At 65.1% G+C, this 26,270-nt stretch carries 22 protein-coding genes; 10 read left to right on the top strand and 12 right to left on the bottom strand.

Annotated elements, in window-relative coordinates; translation table 11 throughout:
- Window positions 1-4 precede the first annotated feature (4 nt).
- Entirely contained in the window at window positions 5-271 is a 267-nt protein-coding gene (locus G552_RS0104110) for a hypothetical protein (RefSeq protein WP_027881871.1), read from the bottom strand.
- A 54-nt stretch (window positions 272-325) separates the two neighbouring features.
- On the opposite strand from G552_RS0104110, the gene prfB reads away from it, so the two are divergent.
- A protein-coding gene (gene prfB / locus G552_RS0104105) for a peptide chain release factor 2 (protein WP_156890672.1) occupies window positions 326-1,424 on the top strand; the annotation gives its coding sequence in 2 pieces (ribosomal slippage) (window positions 326-376 and window positions 378-1,424; 1,098 coding nt in all).
- A gap of 32 nt (window positions 1,425-1,456) precedes the next feature.
- Here prfB and acs (G552_RS0104100) read toward each other — a convergent pair.
- Window positions 1,457-3,403, bottom strand: a complete 1,947-nt coding sequence (acs, locus tag G552_RS0104100) for an acetate--CoA ligase (RefSeq protein ID WP_027881869.1) — start codon at window positions 3,401-3,403, stop codon at window positions 1,457-1,459.
- A 224-nt stretch (window positions 3,404-3,627) separates the two neighbouring features.
- On the opposite strand from acs (G552_RS0104100), the gene G552_RS0104095 reads away from it, so the two are divergent.
- From G552_RS0104095 to G552_RS0104055, 9 genes are all read left to right on the top strand, one after another.
- Window positions 3,628-6,279, top strand: coding sequence for an AMP-binding protein (locus G552_RS0104095; RefSeq protein WP_027881868.1), 2,652 nt, complete (start codon window positions 3,628-3,630; stop codon window positions 6,277-6,279).
- A gap of 15 nt (window positions 6,280-6,294) precedes the next feature.
- Window positions 6,295-8,178, top strand: coding sequence for an acetate--CoA ligase (gene acs, locus G552_RS0104090; RefSeq protein ID WP_027881867.1), 1,884 nt, complete (start codon window positions 6,295-6,297; stop codon window positions 8,176-8,178).
- Between the two features lie 139 nt (window positions 8,179-8,317).
- A complete protein-coding gene (locus G552_RS14735; protein WP_169447871.1) occupies window positions 8,318-8,593 on the top strand; it encodes a DUF4212 domain-containing protein in 276 nt (91 codons plus the stop codon).
- Window positions 8,594-8,596: 3 nt separating this feature from the next.
- On the top strand, window positions 8,597-10,339 hold the full coding sequence (locus G552_RS0104080; protein ID WP_027881866.1) for a VC_2705 family sodium/solute symporter: 1,743 nt from the start codon (window positions 8,597-8,599) through the stop codon (window positions 10,337-10,339).
- Window positions 10,340-10,426: 87 nt separating this feature from the next.
- Window positions 10,427-12,178: a putative nucleotidyltransferase substrate binding domain-containing protein gene (locus G552_RS0104075; RefSeq protein ID WP_027881865.1), complete on the top strand. Its 1,752-nt coding sequence runs from the start codon at window positions 10,427-10,429 to the stop codon at window positions 12,176-12,178.
- Window positions 12,175-12,351, top strand: coding sequence for a hypothetical protein (locus G552_RS16215; RefSeq protein ID WP_156890671.1), 177 nt, complete (start codon window positions 12,175-12,177; stop codon window positions 12,349-12,351). Before G552_RS0104075 ends, G552_RS16215 begins: the two co-directional genes overlap by 4 nt.
- On the top strand, window positions 12,348-14,741 hold the full coding sequence (locus G552_RS0104065) for an ATP-binding protein (RefSeq protein ID WP_027881864.1): 2,394 nt from the start codon (window positions 12,348-12,350) through the stop codon (window positions 14,739-14,741). The genes G552_RS16215 and G552_RS0104065 overlap by 4 nt, the downstream gene beginning before the upstream one ends.
- On the top strand, window positions 14,713-15,069 hold the full coding sequence (locus G552_RS0104060) for a response regulator transcription factor (protein ID WP_027881863.1): 357 nt from the start codon (window positions 14,713-14,715) through the stop codon (window positions 15,067-15,069). The genes G552_RS0104065 and G552_RS0104060 overlap by 29 nt, the downstream gene beginning before the upstream one ends.
- Window positions 15,066-16,937, top strand: a complete 1,872-nt coding sequence (locus tag G552_RS0104055) for a 3'-5' exonuclease (protein ID WP_027881862.1) — start codon at window positions 15,066-15,068, stop codon at window positions 16,935-16,937. Before G552_RS0104060 ends, G552_RS0104055 begins: the two co-directional genes overlap by 4 nt.
- Before the next feature lie 2 nt (window positions 16,938-16,939).
- Here G552_RS0104055 and G552_RS0104050 read toward each other — a convergent pair whose 3' ends face one another.
- The 10 genes from G552_RS0104050 to G552_RS0104005 all read right to left on the bottom strand — a co-directional run bounded on the left by G552_RS0104050 (window position 16,940) and on the right by G552_RS0104005 (window position 26,243).
- Window positions 16,940-18,151: an ABC transporter permease gene (locus G552_RS0104050; RefSeq protein WP_027881861.1), complete on the bottom strand. Its 1,212-nt coding sequence runs from the start codon at window positions 18,149-18,151 to the stop codon at window positions 16,940-16,942.
- The gene (locus tag G552_RS0104045) at window positions 18,148-18,840 is read right to left on the bottom strand and encodes an ABC transporter ATP-binding protein (protein ID WP_036270230.1); all 693 of its coding nucleotides are present in this window, start codon (window positions 18,838-18,840) and stop codon (window positions 18,148-18,150) included. The genes G552_RS0104050 and G552_RS0104045 overlap by 4 nt, the downstream gene beginning before the upstream one ends.
- Complete coding sequence (locus G552_RS0104040; protein ID WP_027881859.1) at window positions 18,837-20,033, bottom strand: efflux RND transporter periplasmic adaptor subunit; 1,197 nt, start codon at window positions 20,031-20,033, stop codon at window positions 18,837-18,839. The genes G552_RS0104045 and G552_RS0104040 overlap by 4 nt, the downstream gene beginning before the upstream one ends.
- 10 nt (window positions 20,034-20,043) lie before the next feature.
- The gene (locus tag G552_RS0104035; RefSeq protein WP_027881858.1) at window positions 20,044-20,655 is read right to left on the bottom strand and encodes a YIP1 family protein; all 612 of its coding nucleotides are present in this window, start codon (window positions 20,653-20,655) and stop codon (window positions 20,044-20,046) included.
- Between the two features lie 197 nt (window positions 20,656-20,852).
- A complete protein-coding gene (locus tag G552_RS0104030; RefSeq protein WP_027881857.1) occupies window positions 20,853-21,041 on the bottom strand; it encodes a hypothetical protein in 189 nt (62 codons plus the stop codon).
- 1 nt (window position 21,042) lies between these two features.
- The gene (locus tag G552_RS0104025; protein WP_027881856.1) at window positions 21,043-21,783 is read right to left on the bottom strand and encodes a hypothetical protein; all 741 of its coding nucleotides are present in this window, start codon (window positions 21,781-21,783) and stop codon (window positions 21,043-21,045) included.
- 12 nt (window positions 21,784-21,795) lie between these two features.
- Window positions 21,796-22,455 (bottom strand): ABC transporter ATP-binding protein, encoded by a 660-nt coding sequence (locus G552_RS0104020; RefSeq protein WP_245575107.1) that lies wholly within the window; start codon window positions 22,453-22,455, stop codon window positions 21,796-21,798.
- Window positions 22,456-22,475: 20 nt separating this feature from the next.
- Entirely contained in the window at window positions 22,476-22,856 is a 381-nt protein-coding gene (locus G552_RS0104015) for a GntR family transcriptional regulator (protein WP_245575106.1), read from the bottom strand.
- A gap of 58 nt (window positions 22,857-22,914) precedes the next feature.
- Window positions 22,915-23,904: a zinc-dependent alcohol dehydrogenase family protein gene (locus G552_RS0104010; RefSeq protein ID WP_245575105.1), complete on the bottom strand. Its 990-nt coding sequence runs from the start codon at window positions 23,902-23,904 to the stop codon at window positions 22,915-22,917.
- Entirely contained in the window at window positions 23,901-26,243 is a 2,343-nt protein-coding gene (locus G552_RS0104005; RefSeq protein ID WP_027881852.1) for a penicillin acylase family protein, read from the bottom strand. Before G552_RS0104005 ends, G552_RS0104010 begins: the two co-directional genes overlap by 4 nt.
- Window positions 26,244-26,270 lie beyond the last annotated feature (27 nt).

Raw genomic sequence — 26,270 nt, 5'->3', positions numbered from 1 at the left:
AGGCTCAGCGGTTCAACCCAGCCCAGAAGCGCTGCTCTAGCTCCGGAGCAGATAGCAGTCGCGTCCCCTGTTTACGCCGCACCCGAGGCCGCCCCTGCATTCCGCGCTGGGCCAGCACCCCGGCCACCTCCTCCAAAGCCTGGCCCACCTCGCGGGTAGGCCGGTAGAAGCGCTCCCGACAAAGCCGGCCCAGATGGTCGAAATACTCCACCTGCACCACCGCCCGGCCCTGCTCGAGCCAGACCAACACCTGATCCACCCGTGGCTTCACCCTTCTAGACTACGCGTTTGACCTGAGGCGGTCTTTGCCCTAGACTCAGAACTTATGGACTTACCCACCCTAGAACGCCGCCTCGAGGCCCTACGGGGGTATCTTTGACATCCCTGGTAAGGAAGCCCGGCTCAAAGAACTCGAGCAACACCTAAACGACCCCCAGCTCTGGAACGACCCAGCCCAGGCCCGCAAAATCTCGCAGGAATCGGCCCGGTTGCGCAAGGTGGTGGATGGTTTTCGCCGCCTGGAGTCGGACCTACAGGGTCTTTTGGAGCTTTGGCCGGAGATGAGTGCCGAGGAGCGAACCGAGATGCAACCCGAACTCGAGCGGGCTGGGCGCGAGCTGGAAGAGCTCTACCACCAGACTCTACTCTCCTTCCCCTACGCCGAAAACGCGGCCATCGTGACTATCAAGCCAGGGGCCGGCGGCACCGAGGCTTGCGACTGGGCCCAGATGCTCTACCGCATGTACACCCGCTTTGCCGAGCGCAAAGGCTTTAGCGTGGAGCTGGTGGACCTCGAGCCGGGCGCCGAAGCCGGCATCGACCACGCCCAGTTCATCGTGCGGGGTGAAAATGCCTTTGGCCTGCTCTCCCCCGAGGCCGGGGTACACCGCCTGGTGCGCCCCTCCCCCTTCAACGCCCAGGGCAAACGCCAGACCAGCTTTGCCGCTTTGGAAGTGATGCCCGAGGTCGACGAATCGGTGGATATCCAGATCAACCCCGAGGATCTGCGCATCGATGTGATGCGTTCGCAAGGTAAGGGGGGCCAGGGGGTCAACACCACCGACTCAGCCGTGCGGGTAGTGCACCTGCCCACTGGCCTTTTCGTCAAGTGCCAGATCACCCGCAGCCAGCAGAAAAACAAGGAGCTGGCCCTGAACATCCTGCGCTCCAAGCTCTTTGAGATCGAATACAAAAAGAAGCAGGAAGAGCTGGCCCGTCTGCGCGGCGAGGCCCGACCCATCGAGTGGGGCAGCCAAATTCGTAGCTATGTGCTGGACAAACAATACGTTAAGGATCACCGCACCGGCGAGATGCGCCACGACCCCGAGAACGTGCTGGACGGCGACCTGGAAAGCCTGATCTGGGCCGGGCTGGAATGGAAGGCCGGGCGCCGGGAAGCCGTGGCCAGCGGCGAGGAAGAGTAGGAGCCCTCACTCGGCTTCCCGAGACCCTTTTGTTACTGCGCCGGCGTCGCCTTGAGCCGCTCCACCACACTGCGATCCTCGAGGGTGGTGGTGTCGCCTTTGATCTCCTCACCTGCAGCCACCTGGCGCAGCAGGCGACGCATAATCTTGCCCGAGCGGGTTTTGGGCAAAGCATCGGTCAGGCGAATCTCGTCGGGGCGGGCAATCGCACCGATGGCCTTGACCACATGCGCCTTGAGTTCTTTGGCAAGTTCGGCGCTGGCGGTCTGACCGGTCTTGAGGGTCACAAAGGCCACGATTCCTTCACCTTTAAGGGGATCGGGCCGTCCGACCACAGCGGCCTCGGCCACCGCCGGGTGCGAGACCAGGGCGCTTTCCACTTCCATAGTGCCCAGGCGGTGGCCCGAGACGTTGAGCACATCGTCCACCCGGCCCAGAATCATGTAATACCCATCGGCATCCCGCTTGGCCCCGTCGCCGGTGAAGTAGCGACCCGGGTACTGGGCAAAGTACTGCCGCTCAAAGCGCTCGGGGTCACCCCAAACCGTGCGCAGCATGGAGGGCCAGGGTTTTTGAATAATCAGGTGACCGCCCTCGTCGGGGCTGCCCACCGGGTTCCCCGAGGTATCCACTACCTCGGGCTGGATGCCGAAGAAGGGCCTGCCAGCATGGCCGGGCTTCATGGGCTGCACCCCTGGCAGGGTGGTGATCATGATGCCGCCGGTTTCGGTCTGCCACCAGGTGTCCACAATGGGGCAGCGCTCCTTGCCAATCACCCGGTAGTACCAAAGCCAGGCCTCGGGGTTGATGGGCTCCCCTACCGTACCCAACAGGCGCAGGCTGGAGAGGTCGTGCTTGAGCGGCCACTGTTCCCCCCACTTCATGAAGGCTCGGATGGCAGTGGGAGCCGTATAGAGGATGCTTACCCAGTATTTCTCGATGATGCTCCAGATGCGCCCTTCGTCGGGGAAGTTGGGGGCCCCTTCGTACATCAGGGTGGTGGCTCCGTTTTGCAAAAGGCCGTAGACCACGTAGCTATGCCCGGTGATCCAGCCCACATCGGCGGTGCAGAAGTAGGTGTCGGTTTCCTTGAGGTCGAAGATGTACTGGGCGGAGAGGTAGGTATAGACCGAGTAGCCCCCGGTGGTGTGCAGCACCCCTTTGGGTTTTCCCGTAGAGCCGGAGGTATAGAGGATGAAGAGGGGATCCTCGGCCTCCATGGGCTCGGCGGGGCACTGGGCCGAGGCGGCGGCCATCAGCTCGTGGTACCAGTGGTCGCGGCCTGGCTCCATGTGGACTTCCTGGCCGGTGCGCCGCACCACCACCACGTTTTCCACGCTTTTGGCATCGGCTAAGGCTTCGTCGCTGTTGGCCTTGAGGGGCACAATCGAGCCGCGCCGCCAGCCCCCGTCGGCAGTAATGAGCACCTTGGCCTGAGCGTCGTTGATGCGGTCGGCCAGGGCCGAAGCCGAGAAGCCCCCGAAAACCACCGAGTGCACCGCCCCGATGCGGGCACAGGCCAGCATGGCAATGGCCGCTTCGGGAATCATGGGCAGGTAGATGGTGACCCGGTCGCCCTTCTGCACCCCCAGGTTTTTGAGCACGTTGGCGAACTGGCTCACCTCGCGGTGGAGCTGCTGGTAGGTGAGGATGCGCGAATCACCTGGCTCGCCCTCGAAGATGATGGCGGCTTTGTTACCCCGGGTAGCCAGATGCCGATCCAGGCAGTTGTAGGCTAGGTTGAGCTCTCCCCCGATGAACCACTTGGCGTTGGGGGGGTTCCACTCCAGTACCTTTTCCCAGGGCTTGAACCAGTGAAGTTCGCCCGCTACCCGGCCCCAGAAAACCTCGGGCTGCTCGAGGCTCTCGCGGTAGAGGGCCTCGTAGTCTTCCAGCCGGTTAATCCGGGCTTTTTGCCGGAACTCCATAGGAGGCTCGAAGACCCGTTCTTCCTTCAGTACCGTCTCGATTTTTTCCATAGGCTATCCCCTCGAAAGAAGTTGGTGGGGCAGAGCTAAATGCCCACGATTTTGTCCGTAAAGCTACCCCTTTTGCTGGTGAGGATAGAAAGAAAAACCCCTCTCGTCAAGAAATCCTCTACTTTGGCAATCCTGCGAATTTTGCCAATACTTGACACCCACCCCGGGTAAAGCCATCATAGCCCTAATCGAAATCGTAGCTTGCGCTACCAAGGACGGCAGGTATGGCACAGAGCCGCAAACTGACCACCGTACAAGCTGCGTTGCGCGTGCTGGCCTATTTGGCCCAGCACCCCGAGGGCGTGGAGGCCGCGCGGCTGGCCACCTTCCTGGGCAAGAGCCTCTCCACCGCCTACGCCCTTCTGGCCAGCCTGGTAGCGGAGGGTTTTGCTGAGCGGGAAGGGAGCACCTACCGGCTCTCCCGCACGGCTTTGGCTCCAGCCCCAGCCCCCCTGGCCCGACCTGAAAAGCTGAGCGACGCCCTGGAGGAACTCTACCTGCGCACCCGCGAGCGGAGCTATCTGGCCCTCCTGGGCCGCGAAGGGGAGCTAAGGCTCAGCACACGGGGGCGGCAGGGATTGCCCCGCCTGGTGGGCCTGGATCAGGTGACCGAAGGCTTCCACGCTTTGGCCCTGGGCAAAGCCGTGCTGGCCTTCCTGGAGGCCGAGGCTCAGGCCCGCCACTTCCAGCACCTGCGCCCTTTTACCCCTCTCACCATCACCGACCCCCTGACCCTCGAGGAGGAGCTGGCCAAGGTGCGGCAGTTGGGCTTTGCCGTGGAGATCGAGGAGCACGCCGAGGGCCTTTCCAGCCTGGCCGCACCCATTTTTGGGCCAGAGGGCCGGGTGGTGGGGGCCTTGGGCGTACTGGTGCCCTCGAGGCGTTTCCCCTACGCCTTTACCCGGCTGGCCCAGGCCGTGCAGGAGGTAGCCCGGGCCGCCTCGAGCTTCCCCCCCCAGGCCCAAACGCCAAAGGAAGAGGAGGAAAAGAACGCGCCTGCACTACAACCCCCTCGGACACCCCCCGCCATCCCTTCCTATGAGGAGCAGCCGGTATGGGCCCCAGCTTCGCTGCGAAACAACGCCAACCTGCAAGACTACGCAGCAGAATACGCTCGCAGCCAGCAAGACCCAGAGAGCTTCTGGGCCGAGTGGGCCCGGCGTTTTCACTGGTTCCGCCCCTACGAGCGGGTCGTGGAGTGGAACTTCCCCAACCACCGCTGGTTTGTGGGCGGTCAGACCAACATCACCTATAACGCCCTTGACCGCCACGCCAAAGGCCCCAAGCGCAACCAGCTGGCCCTGGTGGTGCTGGCCGACGATGGCAGCGTGCACAAGGTAAGCTACCGCGAGCTACGCGACCTGGTCTCGAGGTTAGCCGGTGGGCTGCAGGCTTTAGGCGTAGGGGCGGGCGACCGGGTGGCGGTCTATATGCCGACCAGCTTGGAGACCACCCTAACCTTCCTGGCCTGTGCCCGCATCGGGGCGGTGCATGTAGCCATCCCCGCTGGCCTGGGCAGCCAGGCTTTGCGGGAGCGCCTGCTGGACACCCAGGCGAGGCTCCTGGTGGCTGCCGACCGCATGTACCAGGCCGGGCGCACCATTCCCTTACGCGGGCTGGTCGAAGAGGCTACCCAAGGGCTGACCATGCCCATCCTGTGGCATAGCCGGGATGGGCAGCAAGATACGCTGGAGTTCTGGGAGTTGCTCGAGGCCCACCGGCCCACCACCCCTGCCCTGCCCCTCGACAGCGAGCACCCCCTGTTCATCCTCTATACCTCCGGCTCCACCGGCAAGCCCAAAGGGGTGGTGCACGTGCACGGGGGCTACATGGTGGGGACCACCTACCACCTGCGCACCCTTTTCGACCTGAAGGAGGGGGAGGTCAGCTGGGCCACCGCCGATCTGTCCTGGATTGTGGGGCATAGCTACGGCCTGTACGCCCCCCTTCTGGAGGGCCTGACCAGCGTGCTGCGGGCCGAGCGGCTGGACTACCCCGACGCCGGCTCCTTTTACGAGACCCTGGAAGAGTGCGGGGTTAACGTGCTCATCACCAGCCCCACCTGGCTACGCACCCTGCGCAAGCATGGCGACGACTGGGCCAAGAAAGCCCACCTGAGTGAGCTTCGCCTGGTGGCCAGCGTGGGCGAGTACCTGGCCCCCGAGGTCTGGCACTGGGCTACCAAACACCTGGCCCATGTGCTGGACCACTGGTGGCAGACCGAGACCGGTGGGCCCTGCCTTTCCACCCCCCTGTGCTGCCCGGTCAAGCCGGGCAAGGTGGGCCTCCCCCTGCCGGGGGTAGAGGTGGCAGTGGTAGACCCCCAGGGGCGGGAGCTGCCCCCAGGCGAAAAGGGCCACCTGGTGCTGCGGTTCCCCTTCCCCCACTTCATGCGCACTTTCTGGAATAACCCGGAGCGCTACGCCGAACAGTGGCAGCGCATCCCGGGGGTCTATGCCACCGGCGACCTGGCAGTGCGCGACAGCGAGGGGTACATCGCCCTTTTGGGCCGCTCCGATGACGTGATTAAGGTAGGCGAGCTGCGCATTGGCACCGCCGAGATCGAAGGAACTATGCTGGCCCACCCTGCGGTAGCCGAGGCCGCTGCGGTGGGCTTGAGCGACCCCATTCACGGCGAGGTCATCAAGGTCTACGTGGTGCTCAAAACCCGAGAAAGTAGCCTCCAGGTCCGTGAGATTATGGCCAGCAAACTGGCCACCTATCTGCGCCGCCAGCTAGGTAGCGCCGGCCTGCATACCGAAGTGGAGGTCCTCGAGCACCTGCCCCGCACCAAGAGTGGCAAAATTTTGCGCCGCCTGCTCAAAGCCCAGGAGCTAGGCGCCGACCCTGGCGACCTTTCCACACTAGAACCCTAAACCCAAGGAGGCTGGATGGAACTCGAGCAACTACTCAAAACCGAGCTTCGCTACCAGGCCCCGGCGGCCTTGCGAGAGGCCGCCAATGTGCCGGATTTCCAGGCGGAGTACACCCGTAGCCTGCAAGACCCCGAGGGGTTTTGGGGGGCCCAGGCCCAGCGCTTTCACTGGTTCCGCCCCTACGAGCGGGTCATGGAGTGGAACTTCCCCGACCACCGCTGGTTTGTGGGCGGCCAGACCAACATCACCTACAACGCCCTCGACCGCCACGCCAAAGGCCCCAAGCGCAACCAGGTGGCCCTCCTCTACCTGCGGGAGGACGGCCAGGAGGAAAAGCTGACCTACGGCGAACTCCTCGACCGGGTAGCCCGGCTGGCTACCGCGCTTGGCCGCTTAGGCATTGCCCAAGGCGACCGGGTGATCATCTACATGCCCCTCACCCTGGAGGGCATCATCGCCATACTGGCCTGTGCCCGCATCGGGGCCATCCACTCGGTGGTCTATGCCGGTCTGGGGGTCTCGGCCCTGCGGGAGCGCATCCTGGACGCCGGGGCCAAGCTGGTGATGGCCGGGGACGTAAGCTACCGCCGGGGCAAGGCGGTAGACCTCGAGGCCATCGTGCTTCAGGCCATCGAAGACCTGGATATTCCCACGGTCTGGTTCTGCCGCAGCAAGGCCGCCCCCCAGGGGCCCCGCTTCCACGACTTCAACCAGTTGCTCTGGAGCCACCCCCCCAAGGCCGAGGCCGTGCCCCTCGACAGCGAGCACCCCCTGTTCATCCTCTATACCTCCGGCTCCACCGGCAAGCCCAAAGGGGTGGTGCACGTGCACGGGGGCTACATGGTGGGCACCGCCTACCACCTGCGCAGTTTCTTCGATGTGAAGGATACCGACGTGTACTGGGCCACCTCCGACATCGGCTGGATCGTGGGGCACAGCTACATCGTCTATGCGCCGCTATTGGAGGGCGTGACCAGCCTCTTGCGGGAGGGAGCGCCCGACTACCCCGACCCCGGGGCCTTCTGGAGCGTGGTGGAGCGCTACCGGGTGAACGTGATGTTCACCGCCCCCACCGCGGTGCGGATGTTTATGAAGTTTGGCCCGGAGTGGCCCGCCCGCCACGACCTCTCCAGCCTGCGCCTCGTTGGGGTGGCGGGCGAGCCGCTCAACCCCGAGGCCTGGCAGTGGGCGGTGGAGCACCTGACGGAGGGGGGAAAGCGCGGCTTTGTGGCCGACAACTGGTGGCAGACCGAGCTGGGCGGGCCTACCCTGGGCACCCCCATCACCCTCGAGGCCCGTCCGGGCTTTGCCGGGGTGCCCCTGCCGGGGGTCGAGGCAGCGGTGGTGGACGCTAAGGGCCACGAGGTTCCCCCCGGCAGCGGGGGGTTGCTGGTGCTCAAGCGCCCCTTCCCCCACATGATGCGCACCGTCTGGGGCAACCACGCCCGCTACACCCAGTACTGGACCGAGATACCCGGCTGGGTATACGCCGCCGGCGATGTGGCCAGCCAGAGCCCCGATGGCTACTTTGGCGTGCTGGGCCGGGCCGACGACGTGCTCAACGTGGCCGGCCACCGCATTGGCACTGCCGATGTGGAAAGTGCCTTGGTCTCGCACCCGGCGGTGGCCGAGGCTGCGGTCATCGGGGTGCCCGACCCCATCAAAGGGGAAAACATCAAGGCCTTTGTGGTGCTCAGGGCCGGGCGGGAAAAAAGCCCAGCCCTGCGGGAGGAAATCATCCAGCACGTGCGCCTCGAGCTGGGCCCCATCGCCACCCCTGCCGAACTGGTCTTCTTAGACAAGCTACCCAAAACCCGCTCGGGCAAGATTCTGCGCCGGCTCCTCAAAGCCCAGGAACTGGGCAAGGATCCCGGGGATCTCTCCACCTTAGAGGAGTAAAAAAGCAATTTTGCGGGATACGCAAAAAGGAGGTGTTTCTTGACGGGTATACAGTGGCTGGCTAAGATACCCCCCAGCAAGCAGAAAAAAAGCCCCAAGGAGGCCCTGTGGGACTGCTTGCATGTACATGGAGGCTGTTATGGGAGAAACACCTGAAGCGATCCGGGAGTGGTACTGGGGCCAGGTCAAAAGGCTCACCGTCACCTCCCTGATCTACTGGATCATCATCGCCATCGTGCTGCCAGTTCTCTCGCCCTCGCTTAAAGGGGTCACTCTAGGGCCCATCCCCTCACTTCACTGGTACATCAACGCTTTCATCGTGATTGTGCTGGGGGTTGTGCTGATCTTCTGGTATGCAGCCAAGATGAACCAACTGGACCAGGAGCTGCAGCGACAGCTCCAGGAGGGAAAGTAGCCCATGTCGCCCGTAGTACGCAACCCCCTGATTACGGCTGTCGTGGTCGTGCTTCTGGCCGCGCTGGCCTACCCCATCGGTAGGGAGTACCTGACTTCCCTGATTTTGATTATCGGTAGCATCGCGGTCTACCTGGTGCTGGCCCTTTCTATCCGCTCCCAGTCCACAGGGGACTTCTACGTGGCGGGCCGCTCCATTCCCGCCTTGGTGAACGGAGCCGCCACCGCCGCCGACTGGATGTCCGCAGCCAGCTTCCTCTCCATGGCCGGGATCATTGCCTTTCTGGGCTTCGATGCCCTGCCTTACGTGATCGGCTGGACCCTGGGCTATACCCTGATGGCCTTCACCATCGCGCCTTTCGTGCGCAAGTCGGGCACCTACACCGTGCCTGAGCTGATCGAAAAGCTGGCTGGGGGCTGGCCCACCGCCCGGGTGATCGCGGTTATCATCGTTTTCATCACCTCCCTGACCTACCTCACCGCCCAGCTCACCGGGGTAGGGGTGGTCTTCTCCCGCTTCCTGGGCATTCCGGCTACCATCGCGGTCTTCGTGGGGGTATTCGGCGCTCTGGCCTACGCCTGGACCAGTGGTTGGCGCAGCATCACCTGGGTGCAGTTCGTGCAGTACTGGGTGCTGATCGCCATGTACCTCACCCCCATCGTGATCGCCGGAGCGGCGCTGGGCCTGTTGCCCTTGCCCTGGGTGCAGTATGGCCCGCTGGTCGGCGAGGTGGAGTCGCGCGAGGCGGCAGCCGGGCTGAGCCCCCTCTGGACCGAGCCCTTTGCCCGACCGTTTGCCGGGGGTACGGGGCAGCTTAACTGGATACTGGCCGCGCTGGTGCTGATGCTGGGAACCATGGGCCTGCCCCACATCCTGGTACGCTTCTACACCGTGACCAGCGTGCACGCCGCCCGCATGAGCGTGGGCTGGGCTCTCCTCTTCATCGGGTTGCTCTACACCTCGGCCTCGATCTACGCGGCCATTGCCCGTCGGGCCATCAGCGAGCTGTGGAACAAACCCCTCGAGGTCGTACAGAATACCCCCTGGGTGCAGAAGTGGCTGCCCACTGGCCTGGTCAAGGTGAACGACGCCAACTCCGACGGCATCATCCAACCCGCCGAGCTTTCCTTCCACAACGACATCGTGGTGGTGGGCATGCCCGACATGTTCGGCATGATCTGGCTCATCGCCCCGCTGGTGGCGGTAGGCGGCTTGGCCGCCGCCCTTTCCACCGCTGACGGGCTGCTTTTGGCCATGTCCACTGCGGTATCGCGCGACATCTACAAGCGCTTCATCAACCCCCAGGCCTCGGAAGAGGGCGAGGTGGGCTTCGTGCGGGTGATGCTGGTGGTGATCGGCCTCATCGGCGGCTTCCTGGGCTACCTGGCCCTGAGCGACCCCAACTTCAGCCGCTACGTGGCCTTGATGGTGGGCTGGGCCTTCGTCTTCGCGGCCTCGAGCTTCACCCCCATCATCATGTTGGGCATCTTCTGGCGGCGGCTCAACCGCTACGGGGTGGTAGCCGGAATGGTGGTAGGCATGCTGGTGGCCCTGCCCTACGTGCTGGCGGTTGGGGTCTTCAACGCCCCGCCCCTGGTGCTCTTCGGGCAGAAGATCGGTACCATCGCCTGGGGGATGATCTCCGTCGCAGCCAACGCCATTGCTGCGGTGCTGGCCTCCCTAGCTACCAGCGCCGAGGGCAAGGAACGGGAGGAGTTCGTACTCCAGATGCGCATGCCCGACTAGGCCCCATCCCCCTACCCGGCCAGGGCCCTCCTGGCCGGGCGGTTTTTTGTACAATACGGGCATCCACCCCCGGCCCGGTAAGCCGCAATGGAAACCGCCACCGAGCTTTTCCCTCTAAACCTGCTGCCGGCGGAGCAGCTTACAACCCTGCTGCAGATGAGTAGCTGGGCCACCTATGCTGCAGGTGACCTCCTGTTGGAGGAGGCCGGCCCACCGGCCAGCCATTTCTACTTCCTAGAGGAAGGCCAGGTGCGGCTTAGCCGGGGCGGCCAGCCGCGGGCGGTGCTGGGGCCGGGCAGTTTTCTGGCCCTACCCTCCCTGCTCTCGGGCGAGCCCCCACGCTATAGCCTGGAGGCCCAGACCCCGGTGCGCTTGCTGCGCCTGCCCCGCGAGGCATTGCCCCTGTTGCTCTCCCAGCCCCGGCTGGCCGAGCTGCTGCTCGAGAGCTTGGCTGAGCGCATCCACCTGCCCGAGCGGGAGGAAGCCCTGCTGTTCCAGCCAGCCCTAAGCCTCCTCCGCCGCCCACCGGTCTATATCTCGCCCCAGGCCAGCGTGACCCAGGCGGCGCAAAAGATGGCCGAGGAGGGGGTCTCGAGCCTCCTGGTGGAAAGCCAGCCCCCGGGTATCCTCACCGACCGGGATTTGCGCAACCGGGTACTGGCCCAGGGCTTAGGCCCCGAGACAAAGGTGGCCGCCGTAATGAGTGCGCCGGTGCGTTCGCTCCCTGGCGAAACCCCGCTGTTCGAGGCCCTGGCCTACATGGTCGAGCAGGGCATCCACCACCTGCCCCTCAGCCAGGAGAATCGCTTTCTGGGGGTCATCACCCACACCACCTACCTCGAGGCCCAGACCCAAAGCCCCCTCTTCCTGCTCAAACGCATCGAGCGGCTGGAGCTAAGCCAGTACGGCCAAGCCCTGGGCCGCCTGGTCGAAAACCTGCTCAATGGCGGTGTGCCGGCTTTGCGCATCGGGGAGATAGTGGCCACCCTCAACGATGCCCTCATCCGGCGCCTGCTGCGCCAGGCCGAGGCCCGGCTGGGCCCACCCCCGGTGCCCTACGCCTTCGTGGTCTACGGCTCGGAGGGCCGCAAGGAACAGGCCCTGCTCACCGACCAGGACAACGCCTTGGTACTGGGCCAGGAAACTGGGGCAGACTACTTTCAGGCCCTGGCCGAAGAGGTGGTGGAGGGGCTACACCAGGCTGGTTTCCCCTACTGCCAGGGAGGGTTTATGGCCACCCGATACCGGCAGAGCCTGGCTGCCTGGCAGGCGATGTTGCTGCAATACATGGAAAACCCCGAGCCTCAGGCATTGCTCGAGGCCCAGATTTTCTTCGACTTCCGAGGGGTCTACGGCTCCCTCGAGCTGGCCCCATTGGATGAGCTGATCCTGGAGCGGGCCCGCCGGGGGGTGTTTTTGTACCACCTGGCCAAGGCCAGCCTGGCCTTCCGCCCTCCTTTAGGCTTGTTTGGCCGGCTGCAGGCCCCCGGTGGCGAGCTGGACCTCAAACGCGCCGGCATCGCCCCCATCGTGAGCCTGGCCCGGCTATACGGCCTATTAGCCCAGAGTCGGGCCCGCGGCACCCTGGCTCGCCTCAACGCAGCGGCCCAGGCCGGCCACCTGAGCCCGGCCACCAGCGAAGCCCTGGCCGAAGGGTATGCCTTCCTCTTCGAGCTGCGGCTGCGCCAGCAGCTTGCGGCCTTGCGCCAGGGCCAGCCCCCCACCAACCGGGTTCGCCTGGCCGAGCTAAGCCCCCGGGAGACCCGGCGGCTAAAGGAGGTTTTCCAGGCCATCCTACAGGCCCAGGAGGCCACCCTGCAAAGGTTCCAGATACGATGAAGCTGCGAAGCCTTTTTCTCTTCGCTTTGGGGCTGCTTTTGTTCAGCTATCCCCTGCTCTATCTGCCCCCAGGCGGGCTGGCCCAGGCGGTCTACCTGTTTGCTGCCTGGGGGTTGCTCATCGTGCTGAACCGGGGCCTGCCCAGCCGGGGTAACGAGGAAGAGCCAAGATGAGCCTGCTACTTTTGATCCTGGCCTATCTAGCCCTGCTCTTCGCCCTGGGGCTGTGGGGCGAGGGGCGCGGCCGGCTGCGCTCGCCCTGGGTCTACACCCTTTCCCTGGGGGTCTACGCCACCGCCTGGACTTTTTATGGCTCGGTCGGGCGGGCCACCCAGGATGGGGTGGGGTTTTTACCCATCTACCTGGGCCCTACCCTGGGCCTCTTACTCTGGCCCTTCTGGCTCAAGCTGTTGCGGCTGGCCAAGCGCCACCGCCTGACCTCCTGGCCCGACTTCCTCTCAGCCCGCTACGGCAACGACCGCCTGCTAGGCAGCCTGGCTGCCCTACTGCTAATTCTGGGCCTGCTGCCCTACCTGGCCTTGCAGCTAAAGGCCATCTCCCAAAGTTTTATCTACCTGCAAGGCTCTACCGGGGGGCCCCAGCCCCAACCGCTGGAGGACGTAGCCCTGTATACCGCCTTAGCCCTGGCCTTGTTCACCGTGCTCTTCGGCACCCGCCGATTAGACCCCCTCGAGCGCCACCCTGGGCTGGTGCTGGCGGTGGCCTTCGAATCGCTGATTAAGCTGCTGGCCTTTCTAGTGGTGGCGGTTTTTGTGCTGTGGAAGGTCTTTCAGCTCGAGCTGAGCCTACCCTGGGAGACCGAGCGGCTGGCCCCCAGCCTCGAGGCCCAGTTCAACTGGAGCATGCTCATCCTGCTCTCGATGTTGGCCTTCTTCTTCCTCCCCCGGCAGTTCTACGTGATGGTGGTGGAAAACGAGCAGGAAGAACACCTGCGCCAGGCCGCCTGGGCCTTCCCCCTCTACCTTTTGCTCATCAACCTGCCGGTGCTGCCGCTGAGCCTGGCCGGGCTGGGGCTTCTGCCGGGTCTCAACCCCGACCTCTTTGTGCTGGCTTTACCTTTGCACTTGGGCAGCTACGAGCTGGCCCTTTTGGCCTTTCTGGGAGGGTTCTCGGCGGCCACCGCTATGGTGGTGGTGGAAGCCCTGGCCCTTTCCATCCTGATCAGCAACACCCTGCTGAGCCCGCTGGTGCTGCGCTCGCCCCTACAAGACCCCGGCCAGATTCTGCTCAACTTGCGACGGGTAACGGTGGTCGTGCTGCTCATCCTGGCCTACCTCTACTTCCGCTTTAGCCCCGAGGCCAGCTTAGTGCAGATGGGTCTGGTCTCCTTTGTGGCTGCGGCCCAGCTGGCCCCGGCGGGCCTGCTGGGGCTTTTTTGGAAGGAGGCGGGCCGACTGGGGGTGATGCTGGGGATGCTGGCTGGGTATGCCCTGTGGGCCTATGGTTTGTTCCTGCCGGGGCTTTGGCCCGAGGTGTTTCCGGGGTTTGCCTCCTGGTTTCCCGGGCTGGACCCGGTGGCCCAGACCGCCTTCCTGAGCCTGGGGGCAAACCTGGCCCTGGCGGTGCTGGGCTCGTATGCCTTTGCCAAGAGCAAGGAGGAAGCGCGACAGGCCCAGGTTTTCGTGCTGGAGCAGGCCCCTCCGGCCTACCAGGCCGACTGGGAACGGGTGCGCCCGGTGCTGGGGCGCTTCCTCGAGGCCGGGGTACTGGAGGAGCTGGCCCGCTCGCCCGAGGGCCTGGAAAAGGCCGAGGCCCTGCTGGCGGGGGTGCTGGGCCCGGCCTCGGCCCGGCTGCTAATGGCCTCGGTGGCCCAGGAGGCCCCCCGGGTGGAGGAGGTGGTCGAGGCGGTGGAGGCCTACCGCAGCCTGAAGGAGCTGGACCAACTCAAAGACGAGTTCATCGCTACGGTCTCCCACGAGCTGCGCACCCCGCTCACCGCCATCCGCTCCTTTGCCGAGCTGTTGCACATGCGGCCCGGGATGCCCGAGGAGGAGCGGCGGGAGTTTTTGCGCCTGCTGGTGGAGGAAAGCCAGCGGCTGTCGCGCCTGGTCAACCGGGTGCTGGACCTGGCCGAACTCCAGGCAGGCCCGGGCCTCAAGCGCGAGCCTTTGGATCTGGCTAGTCTAGCCCAGGAAGCGCTAAAGCTCAGTGCTCCGCTTCTGGCTGAGCGAGGGCTGGGGGTGGAGACCCGCCTCGAGCCGGCCATACTCGAGGGCGACCACGACCGGTTGTTGCAGCTTTTGCTGAATCTGCTCTCCAACGCCGCCCGCCATGCTAAAAGCCGGGTCTGGGTGCGCACCTACTGCGAGGGGGGCAAAAGCCGCCTCGAGGTGGAGGACGACGGCCCCGGGGTTCCCCCGGAGATGCGGGAGGCCATCTTCGAGTCCTTCCGCAAGCTGGGCAAAGGGGGCACCGGCTTGGGGCTGGCCATCTGCCGGCGCATCGCCCAGGCCCACGGGGGGCGGCTGTGGGTGGAAGGGGAAGAGGGGGCACGGTTTATCCTAGAGGTGGAACGTGGCACGGATACTCATCGTGGAGGATGAAGCCAGCATCCGGCTGCCGCTGGAGTACATCCTGCGGCAGGAGGGACACCAGGTGGCCTGGGCCGAAAGCGGCGAGGAGGGGCTGCGCCTGGCCGAGCGGCTCCAGCCCGAGCTGGTCTTGCTCGACCTGATGCTGCCCGGCCTGGACGGCTTCGAGGTGCTGCAACAGCTCAAGGCCCGACAAAAGCCCCCTAGGGTGCTGATTCTTTCGGCTCGAGGGCGCGAGGTAGAGCGGGCCAAGGGCCTGGCCCTGGGAGCGGAGGCCTACCTGGTCAAGCCCTTTGGCCTGGAGGAGATGCTGGCCGAGGTGCGGAGGTTGCTGGAGTGAACCTGTTGCGCTTCGCCGCGGCTTTGGCCCTGGGCCTGGTGCTGCTGCTGGGCTTCTGGCTGGCCACGTACTACCTGCTTTTCTCGGCCCTGAGCCCCGAGGGGCAGACCCTGCTGCAGAAAGCCCTGTACGAGCGGGTGCCGGCTTTGCTGCTGCTGGTTTTGCTGCTGGTGGGGGTGCTGGGGCTGATGCTACAGCCCCTTTTCCTGGGCTACCTGGCGGCCTCGAGGGCTTTGGCCCGCGAGGCCGAGGTGATCCTCGAGGCCAACCCCAAGCACCGCCTGCGGCTAAAAGGCCCCTGGGAGCTGCGCGAACTGGGCCAGCTGATCAACCGGCTGGCCGAGCGGCACGAGGCCCGCGAGGAAGAACTCAAAGCCCGCATCGAAGCGGCCAAACGCACCCTGCTGGAGGAGCGCAACCGGCTGGCGGCGCTTTTGGGCCAGTTGCCCCAGGGGGTCATCCTGGCCAACCGGCTGGGGCAGGTGGTGCTGTACAACCCCATTGCCAAAGGCTTTCTGCCGGGCCTGGCCCTGGGCAAAAGCCTGTATGGCCTGTTGGACCGGCACCTCTTGGTGCACGCGCTGGAGGCCCCAGGCCTGCCCTTTCGCCTGGAGGACTTCCGGCTGCAAGCCCTAAAGCTGGAGGAGGCCGGTGGGGGGTTTGTGCTCATGCTCACCCAGCCCGAGGCCGAGCAGGACCTGGGGGCGCTATTCCGCCAGCTGCGGGCCCGCACCGGGGCTTTACGCAGCCTGGCCGAGGTGCTGCCGCGGGTACCCCCCGCCGAGCAGGGCCCCTTTCTGGCCCTGTTGCGGCAGGAGGCCGAGCGGCTGGCCGAGCTCTTGCGCCAGGAGGAAGCCCCCCGTCGGGAGGCCCAGAGCCTCAAGGCACTGGCCCTGGCCCTGGCCCGGGCCCTGGAGGATCGGCTAGGTTTCGCCCCTGGGCTGGACGTGAGCGAGGAGACCTATGTGGCGGTCGACCGGGCCGCTTTGCTCCAGGCCCTGGGGCCCCTGGCCCGCGAGGCCGAGGGGTTTTACATCCAGGGGCGGCCCTGGAAGGGCCTGGCCCGCCTCGAGCTTTTCCCGGTAGCCCAGGTGCCCCCCGCCTTTTTGCAGGCGGTGAGCCAGCAAGGAGGTGAAGCCTGGCTCGAGGGCGAGCGGCTGGTGCTGCTCCTGCCCAGCCTGGCCGAGCCGCCCGCGCCCGCAAGCCGCGCAGGCGAGCGCCCGCCCACCTTCGACCTGCGCCTGCTCGAGCCCCCCGACCGCGAGCTTCTGCAGCGCCCTTTGCGCAGCCTGCTCTACACCGCCTTCGACCTCGAGACCACCGGGCTGGACCCCGAGCGCGACAGCATCATCGCCATCGGGGCGGTGCGGCTGCTGGGCGACCGTCTGCTGGAGGAAAGCTTCGAGGCCCTGGCCGACCCGGGCCGGCCCATTCCCATAGCCGCCACCCAGATCCACGACCTAACCTGGGAAGACCTGCAGGGCAAGCCCCGGCTGGAGGAGGTGCTGCCCCAGTTTTACCGCTTCCAGGAGGAGACCCTGCTTCTGGCCCACAACGGGGCCTTCGACCTGGCCTTCTTGCAAAAAGCCGGGCAACGGCAAGGGCTGGCCTTCCGCGGCCCCCTGCTGGACACCCTGCTACTGGGCCAGGTGCTCTTTCCCGAGGCCCCTTCGCACAGCCTCGAGGCGCTCTGTACCCGTTTTGGGGTGCCGGTGCTGGGGCGGCACACCGCCTTGGGCGATACCCTGATGACCGCCGAGGTCTTTTGCCGCATGCTGCCCCTCCTAGAAGGGCGCGGCCTGGTTACCCTGGGCCAAACCCTCGAGGCCATGGGCAAAACCCCCTTAGCCCGGCTGCGCTACGCTTAGGCCTACTCGTAGCGCAACGCCTCAATAGGGTCCAGTGCGGCAGCCCGAGCCGCCGGCCATACCCCGAAGAACAGGCCCACCAAGGCGCTCACCGCAAGGGCCAACAGCACCGTGAGGGGGCTGAGGATGTAGACCTTGAAAAAAGGCACAGTGGCGGTAACCAGAAAGAGCAGACTAGCCGCCAGCACCACCCCCAGCACCCCGCCCACCAGGGTCAGCACCACCGCTTCAATGAGAAACTGCTGGCGCACCTGGGCCGAGGTAGCTCCCAGAGCCTTGCGCAGACCAATTTCGCGGGTGCGCTCGGTCACCGAGACCAACATGATGTTCATGATGCCGATGCCACCAACCAGAAGCGAGAGCCCGGCGATAGCCCCCAGAAGGGCTTGCAGAATTAGGGTCACCGAGCGCAGGGTATCTTGGAAGCTCTCGGTGGACTGGACTTGGTACTTGCCCTTACCGTAGCGGCTTTCAAAGATGCGCCGCACCTGCTGGGTGACCTGCCGGGCATCGGCCCCTTTTTTAAGGGACAAAACGACAAAAGCGTACTCCCCTCGGCGAAGGTTGGGCGCGGTGTTCCAAACCAGGGGAATGGGGGCAAAGACCACCGCGCTCGAGCCCAGGCCGCCAAAGATGCCGCTGGGCGGCTCCAGCACCCCCACCACGGTGAGCTCGAGGCGGCTCCCGCCGGGGTAGTACAACCGGGCCACCTGGCCTACCGCCTCGCGCCCAGGGAAAAGCTCCCGGGCCGCTCGGTCGGAAAGCACCGCCACCGCTAGCCCTCCCCGGGCCTCGGCCTCGGTAAAGTAGCGGCCACGGGCCACCCGGGTGGTGGGGTCGAGGCGGGGCAGGTCGCCTGGGGTACCCTGGAGCTGCAAGGAACGCCGCTCGCCGGGCCGGCTTTCGTACTGCAGGCTGGTGAAAAGCTGGGGGATTACCTGCACCGGCAGGGTTTGCAACGCCACCAGGTCTTCCTCGCGAATGGGCGCGCTGGTGAAGTCCTGGCCCTCGTTGAAGTTAGGCTGCACAAAGATAGAACGCCCGGCAATGGCCTCGAGGTCCTGCGTGATGCCCGCGGTAGCCATCTGCCCTAGCGAGACCATAGCGGTCACAGCAAAAACCCCAATGACGATACCCAACAGGGCCAGAAAGCTGCGCAGCTTGTTGCCCAGGAGAGACTCGAAGGCCATGCGGAAGTTTTCCAGCGGGCTCATACGCCTCCTTCCACCACCCGACCATCGCGCAAGCGCACAATGCGCTGGGCCCGAGCCCCCACCTCGTACTCGTGGGTCACCATCAGGATGGTCTTGCCCTGCCGGTGCAGCGCGTCGAAAAGGGCCAGTACCTCCTCCGAAGACTGCGAGTCGAGGTTACCGGTAGGCTCGTCGGCCAAGAGCAAGTCGGGCTCCTGCACCAATGCCCGGGCAATGGCCACCCGCTGCTTCTGCCCCCCGGAAAGCTCGGAGGGCAGGTGGTCGAGCCGGTCGCCCAACCCTACGGCCTCGAGGGCGGCACGGGCCCGCTCTAGCCGCTTAGCCAAGGGCACCCCCCGGTAGACCAGGGGCAGGGCCACATTGTGCAAAGCGGTAAGGCGCGGTAGCAGAAAGAAAGCCTGGAAAACAAAACCCACCCGCTGGTTGCGGATGCGGGCTAGCTGGGCCTCGCTCAGGCCGCGCACCGGCTCGCCCCCCAAGCGGTACTCGCCCTCGGTGGGCGAGTCCAGCAGCCCGATGATGTGCATCAGGGTGGACTTACCCGAACCCGAGGGGCCCATCAGGGCCACATACTCTCCCGGTTGGATGGCCAGGTCCACCCCCCGCAGGGCGTGCACCTCCACCGTGCGGGCCCCCGAGCCCGAGCGGTAGACCTTAGTCACCCCCCGCATCTCGACCACTGGAGTCATGGGGCTTTCTCCTCGGGCAGGCGGTAACTGACCTTGGCCCCCTCCTTGAGGCCCTGTGGGGGCAACGAGACCAGCAAGGCCCCCGCCTCCACCCCCTTCACCGCCGCCTGGGTGAGGTTGCGGGCCAGAAGCTCAACTGGCTGTTTGCGCACCCGTCGGTCTGTGGGGTCTATCCGCCAGACGAAGCGCTGATCCTCCTCCTCTACCAAGGCCTCCAAAGGAACCCGCACCGCCTGGGCCAAGCGTAGGGTGGTGATCCGGGCGGTAGCGGTTAGGCCAGGCTTGGCCAAGGCCTCGGCCCTATCCGTAAGAAAGCGAACAAACACCGGCACTACCGCACTACCCCCACTACCAGCCAGTTCGGCCTGCACCCCCAGGCGCTCTACCTGGCCCTCTAAAGGCTCTTCTGGAGCCGCATCGAGCTCGATGCGCACCGGCTGCCCGGGGCGCACCCAGGGTAGCTCGGCCTCGGCCAGCCGGGCCTGCACCCGCAGGCTACCGGCCTCTATCAGCCGGATAGCCCCGGAGGCCTCGAGGCCCACCCGGTACCCTACGTTGGCCACCGTGCCAGCCACCGGGGCCCTCAGGCGGGCCTGGGCGAGGCTCTGCTCGAGGGAAGCCACCTCGCTCTGGCGAGCCGCCATCTGGGCTTTTAGCTCCTGCTGGGCGCTTTGGCGCCCCCGGGCCAGGCTGGCCAGTTGGGCCTCGAGGTCGGCCACCTGCCGCTCGAGCTGGGCCACCTCGTTGGCGGCCACCCCACCCACGGCCAGAAGCTGGCGGGAAAGAGCCAGGCTATGCCGGGCCTGCTCGAGCTGGTTTTGCAGGCGAGTACGGTTGCTCTGGTACTCGGCCTCCTGGGCAGCCATCCGGGCCTGCAAAGCACCCAGGGCCGCCCGGGCAGCCTGCAACCGGGCCTCTTCCTCAGAAGTCTGCAAAAGGGCCAGCAACGTCCCTGCCGGTACCCTCTGCCCTTCTTGCACCCGTACCTCGGCCACCCGGCCTGGCCGGGCAAAGCTGAGGGTGTAGACCTGGGCCTCCACCACCCCAACCGCCCGCGCCTCCCGCACGAACTCTCCTTCCTCGGCCCGCACCACATTTACCGGCAGGCCCTGCTCGGCCCGCGGGCGCAACAGCCCATAGGCGGTTAGGCCCAGTGAAAGCACGGCCAGAACAATCCAAATCCACGTTCGCATACATAGACCCCTAGCGCGACAGCAAACCCCACAGGGTGAAGGCTAGCGAGACCACCGCCACCCCCAAGGTGGCCAGCACAGCCCGCCCCGGCACCAACACCCGCAGGCCCGACCAGATAATCCACCACGACCATAAGGAGGCCACCAGGCCAAGCCCCTGCAAGAGGCGAACCCCTCCCGACTGGCCCACGGCCTCTTGAAAGGCCCGCTGCCAGGCCCGCACGGCCTCGAGGTCGGAAGCCGGGGGCAGCGGTGGCAGGTCTGCGGTAACCGGGAACAAAGCGCCAATGGGCAGCATGAACAACCCCAACAAAAGCGAGGGCACCGCTGCCCAACCATACACCTCCCAGCCCCGGCTATCGGGCCCGGCCAGCAGACGTATGAGAAGCCCCCCCATCCCCCATAAGAGCATGCCGGAGACTACCCCGCCGATCAAAGCAAACACCAGCCCTACCCCCCAGCCGCCCGGTACCACGCTGGGCAGCAATCGGAGCAACAAAGCCTGTCCCAGCGCTGCCACCACCGTACCGACAACCACGATGAAAAAAGGCGGCACTAGGTTGGGTTTTTGCTGGGAAAGACCCTGAAAAAAGCGCGTTGGTTGGATTAGCACATCCCACATTCTTCACCTCAGCATCCGGCTCCTGGATCGGGTTCCAAGAACCACACGGAAAGCTCCTTCAAGCCTCTTCGGCAACCCAGCCTCGCAAATACCTCTCCCGGTAGGGCACGCCGGGAAAAAGGCCGGCAGGGTCTTTCGCCGCGAAGGCAATACCTACCCACTCTTACCCCACTGGGCTTCCACCCAAACCGACTCCGCTACCCTCGGCTGAAGTCGAGCAAGTCCTGGAGTAGCCCCATCGCGATTAGCAAAATCAAACCTAGGCTGAGGAAGCGTGCAGTAGGGCTAGCGGTGCCTGTCCACAAGCGGTAACCTGCATAGGTCAGCCAAGCAAAAGCCAGGCTTACCCACAGTAGCTCGAAACCTCCCAATCGAAAAACCGTCATCTCAGACCTCCACTTCCTGCCACAAGCGGCTCATCGCCGAAAACAACAGAACACAAAGCAGCACAAGCAGAACGAAGGCCTCACTGGGCAGGCCGGGGAAACCCTCCCAGGCCATCTCTCCCAGACGGGGTAGGGGCAACCCCCAGGGCGGCAACCAACGGTAGAACTGCGCGCTAAACAAACGCAGGCTCCACTCTAAAAGCTGGCCCAACCCCAGTAACCCCACCAGGAAAGCCAGCAGATCAGCTCGAGCGGGCAGGTAGGCCGCCACTAAGAGGCCTATAAAAAGCACCGGCACAACCAAAGCCACACCCCCCAGCCCATACGCCCAAAGAGCGAGGCCCAGACCCAAAGGCCACTCCAGCCCCACCCGGCCCAGCCAGAAGGCCAGCGTCCCCCACATCCCCGCGGCAAAAAGGGTGAGTACCCCGCAGGCAAAGAGCAGCCGGGCAGATAGGTGCAGCCAGCCAGGCTGCGGCGCACCCAGCAGCAAAGCCCAGCGGCCATTGCGGTACTCCCGGGCAAAGTCCAGGCCCAGCCATAGCAAATACGCCGTCACTACCGCCCCGGCCAGCATCAGGGTGGAAGCCACCACAGCCAGGGCCACGATGGAAGGTTCGGCCCCCCAAGCAAAAAACTGCCTAAGTAGCAAAGACCACCCGGCCACCACCATCAGCATGCCCATGGCAAAAGTGCCCTGCTTGCGAAACTCCAGCCACAGCAATGTGCCAAACGCGCTCATTGACCCCTCTCTTTAAGCAAGAACCTCGATAAAGGCATCCCGCACACTTTGGCCTTTGGCCCGCAATTCCTCCGCCTTGGTATCCAGCACCAACCTGCCCTCTTTCAACAACAAAACCCGTTCGAAAATACCCTCGGCTTCGCCCACCTCGTGGGTTGAAAGCACCAGACAGGCCTCTTCCCGCCATTCACGCACCAGGCTTCTAAGGATGCGATCCCGCGAGATGAGGTCGATGCCGGAAAGCGGTTCATCCAACAAAAACAACCGGGCCTCGCGGGCCAGCACCATGGCCAGCCGCAAACGGGCCCGCTGACCCCGCGACATCGCCCGGTAACCCTGCTTAGGCACCTCTAAAAAAGCCAACAGTTCACGGTAACGGCTGGGGCTAAAGTCGGGGTATAGCCCTGCCATAAAGCGCTCGGCATCGGCTGGGGTCATCCAGGCGTATAGGCTATCGGCATCGGAGAGATAGGCGATCTGGCCTCGGCTTTCCCGCGGGGGCCGGCCCAGCACCTCCACATGCCCCTGGGAAGGAGAAAGCATCCCGGCTAGAAGCTTGAGGGTGGTGGTTTTACCCGAGCCATTGAGCCCTAGAAGCCCCACCGCCTGGCCCGCATAAAGCTCGAGGCTCAGCTCCCGCACCCCTTCGGCTTTACCATAACGTTTGGTCACACTGCTCAGCCTTGCTAGCATCATCCTACCTCCGGGTTAGCCCCTACAGCTTGCAGGGCTTTACAGGCATCCTCCAAACTCAGTCCCAAGTGCTGCACCTCGGACCAAAAACGCCCCGCCGCTCGCAACAGGATTCGCTGCCGAACCACAGTCACATCCACATCTTGGCGCACAAAAGTACCCAGGCCACGCCGGGTCTCGGTCAGCTGGGCCAGCTCGAGCTGGCCATAGGCGTGGATCACTGTATTGGGGTTCACCTTTAGCTCCGCTGCCAACTCGCGGGCCGAGGGCAGCCTATCGCCCGGCTTGAGTTGGCCACTGGCCAGCATCTGCTCTACGCCACGCACGATCTGGGCGTAAATCGGCCCTGCCTCTAGGTCTAAGTGCCACAATCCTGCCACCTCCTTAGTGCACTAGTTATTTAGTACACCAATCCAAGCCAAAGGTCAAGTCTAGGCTCTAGCACACCTGCAGCACCGCCGCCCCCTCCACCCGGCCTGCGCGCAGGTCCTCTAGGGCCTGGGGGGCAGCCTCGAGGGGGTACACCTGGACCACCGGCCTAAGCCGTACCTCGCCAGCCAGCCGCAGGAACTCTAGTCCATCCTGGCGGGTCAGGTTGGCCACCGAGCGCAAGACCCGCTCCTCCCAAAGCAGGGCATAGGGGAAGCTGGGAATATCGCTCATGTGAATGCCCCCACAGACCACCACCCCGCCCTTGTCCACATCCTGCAAGGCCTTGGGCACCAGCGGCCCCACCGGGGCAAAGAGGATGGCTGCATCTAGCTTTTGGGGCGGGGCCTGGTCGGAGCCTCCTGCCCAGACCGCCCCCAACGCACGGGCCAGCTGCTGGGCCCGGGTATCGCCGGGCCGGGTGAAGGCGTAGACCTCGCGGCCCTGGTACACCGCCACCTGCACAAGCAGATGCGCCGCCGCGCCAAAGCCGTACAGGCCCAGCCGCTGGGCCGCGCCGGCTAAGCGCAGGCTGCGATAGCCAATCAGCCCCGCACAAAGCAGCGGGGCCAGCTCCACCGGGGCATACCCCTCGGGCAGGGGGTAGGCAAAATCGGCATAGGCCAAGGTGTACTCGGCAAAACCCCCGTCTAGGTGGTAGCCGGTAAACAAGGCCCGCTCGCAAAGGTTCTCCTGGCCCCGCCGGCAGTACCTACAGACCCCGCAAGCCCAGCCCAGCCAGGGCACCCCGGCCCACTGGCCCAGCCGCCAGCCTTCTACCCCTTCCCCCAGGGCCACCACCTCCCCCACCACCTGATGGCCCAGCACCAGGGGCCGGGAAGGTGGGGGCAGCTCGCCGTCTAGGATGTGCAAATCGGTACGGCAAACCCCACAGGCTTGCACCCGTAAAAGAAGCTGGCCTGGGCCTGGGGAAGGCACCGGGCGTTGGGCCAGGTATAGCGGCTGGCCCGCTTCCAGCAAGATGGCCTGCATTCTCATGGCTTGAGGGGCTCGAGGGTCTGACGTGTCTGGAAGGCCGTCTCTGCCATCCGCATAGGCAGGTACTCCCCACGGGCCCAGCGGCGCAGCAAGTTATCGTACTGGCCCGATAGAAGCGCCCCAGACTGGCCCATGGGGATGATGAAGCGGGAGTTTTCCAGATCGGCAAAGTCCAGGATGTGCCGGTAGCTACTGCCCACGGTCATGCGGAAGGTGGTAGGGTCGTAGGAGGCCCGGTTGAGGGTGTAGCGGTCGCCCCCATGGGGTATCGCGCGGTCAGCCAGGCGCTTTAGGGGAGCCACATTGGTTAGCACTGCGTGGGGGAAGCTGGCCTGGTGCACCTCGCCCCAGCGAGGCGGCTTGGGCCCCAGCCAGTCGAGGGCTTTGTCCAAGGCCAGCGCGGCGAACTCGAGGCAGGTCTGGGTGTCGGGGGTTTGGCAGGCCGGGTCACCCTGGCGCATGGCTGACAGCAGGTAGCGCGGCTGCTCCCAAAAGGCCTGCCCCACCTCGCGGCTGGGCAGGCGGCTCAGCTCGGTGTACCAGGCCTGAAAGACCGTAGGTTCGACCTGCTCCGCCCGCATCACCCCATCCCAGGCCAGCAGACGAGCCTGCCAACCCCGGGCGTTTTCGGAAAGGGGCTTTAGGCGCTCCAACACCGGCCTGAACTCGCGATAAAGCAGGCTGGTGAGGTCTTGTTGCATGGCCACCATATCCTCCATAGAAAGCTTTTCCTTGGCCAAAATCAGCTCACGGATGCGCTGGGCCCGGTAGGGCTCCTCCCACTCCAACGAGATCACATGGGGGTAGCCCGGTGCCGTGACCTTGTTGTTGGCCGTCACGATGAAGCCTTCCTTGGGGTTGAACACCTGGGGCCACTCTTCCTGGGGCAAGTAGCCCTGCCAGTCCCAGTTGCCATCCCCCGGCACCGGCATCAGCCCAGTATGCCCAGGGCGGCGAATGGGAAAGCGAGCCGGGGCCATGTAGCCAATGTTGCCGTCCACATCGGCGTAAACAAAGTTCTGGCTGGGGGCGTTGTACAGGGCTAAAGCGGCTTTGAACTGCGCCCAATTCTGGGCTCGGGCAATGCCCAAAAAAGCCTCCAGGGTGCGGTCGGTGGGGTCGAGGCTGGTCCAGCGCAGGGCCAGGGGCCGGGCTCCGGGGTTCTGCACCACGTCGTTGATCACCGGACCATAGCGGCTTTCCCGCACCCTGAGCACCTGGTCGGGCTCCCCTTTGACCCGGATCACCTCCGTGCGGGTGCGCCAGGGTTCCACCTGGCCACGGTAGCGGTAGCCCCCAGGGGCTTCTTCCAACACGTAGAGGTCCTGCACATCGGCCCCCACCGTGGTCACCCCCCAGCCAATGCGCTCGTTGCGCCCAATCACCACCGCCGGAAGCCCTGGAAAGCTACTACCGATGGCCTTGTAGGTAGGGGCCTCTATGTGCACTAGATACCAGACCATAGGGGCCCCCAGCCCCAGGTGAGGGTCGTTGGCCAAAAGAGGTTTCCCGCTCTGGCTGCGCGCTGGGCCGATCACCCAGTTGTTGGAGGCCCGGGCCAGCCACTCTCCCGGCAGGTGCAAGGCTTTAGGCAATCCGGCGGCCAGGGTCAGCAGGCCGCGGGCCGACTCGCCATCGGGGGCAGGCGGTGGGGGAAGCTTGAGGTCCTCCGCCTGCAAAACGGTGGGGCCGTCCTCGGGGTAGGGAGGCTTGAGTTGCGCCATACGCTCGAAAGACATCCCCTGAGCGGCCCACTGCCAGCGCTGTAACTCAGCCCGCCAGTTGCCCGAGAGGTCGTAGGCCATCATCTTGGCCCAGACCAGCACATCGGCGGGTTTCCAGGGCTCGGGGCGGAAGCCTAAGAGGCGGAATTCTAGGGGCAAAGGGGGATTGGTGGCTAGATAGGCGTTGATGCCCGCCACATAGGCATCCACCGCCTCCTTACCCGCCGGCCCCAAGCTGGCATAAGCCGCCTCGGCAGCCCGGTAGAAGCCCCAGGTGCGCAAAAAACGGTCCTGCTCGAGGGTGGCCTTCCCCAGCACCTCGGAAAGCCGCCCTGCCCCAATGCGGCGCTGAAACTCCATCTGCCACAGCCGATCCTGGGCGTGGGCCACCCCCAGGGCAAAGAAGGCATCGGCATCGGTCTGGGATCGGATATGCAACACCCCTTCGGCGGTGCGGTATAGCTCCACAGGAGCCGAGAGGCCCGGCAGGGCTAGCCGGCCGGTATGTTGCGGGAGTGTAGCGGAGCGCAGCCAGAACCAGCCCCCCACTCCAGCCAACAAAACCAGCCCCACCAGCACCAGCAATAAGCGGCCTAAAAAACGCAAAAGGCGCATACTTCCCCCTTTTGGCTTCAGTATAAA

Source organism: Meiothermus rufus DSM 22234 (assembly GCF_000423425.1).
GTDB classification, from domain to species: Bacteria; Deinococcota; Deinococci; order Deinococcales; family Thermaceae; genus Meiothermus; species Meiothermus rufus.
Note: the sequence above shows the minus strand (reverse complement) of the source record. Positions and strands in the feature narration are given on the sequence as shown.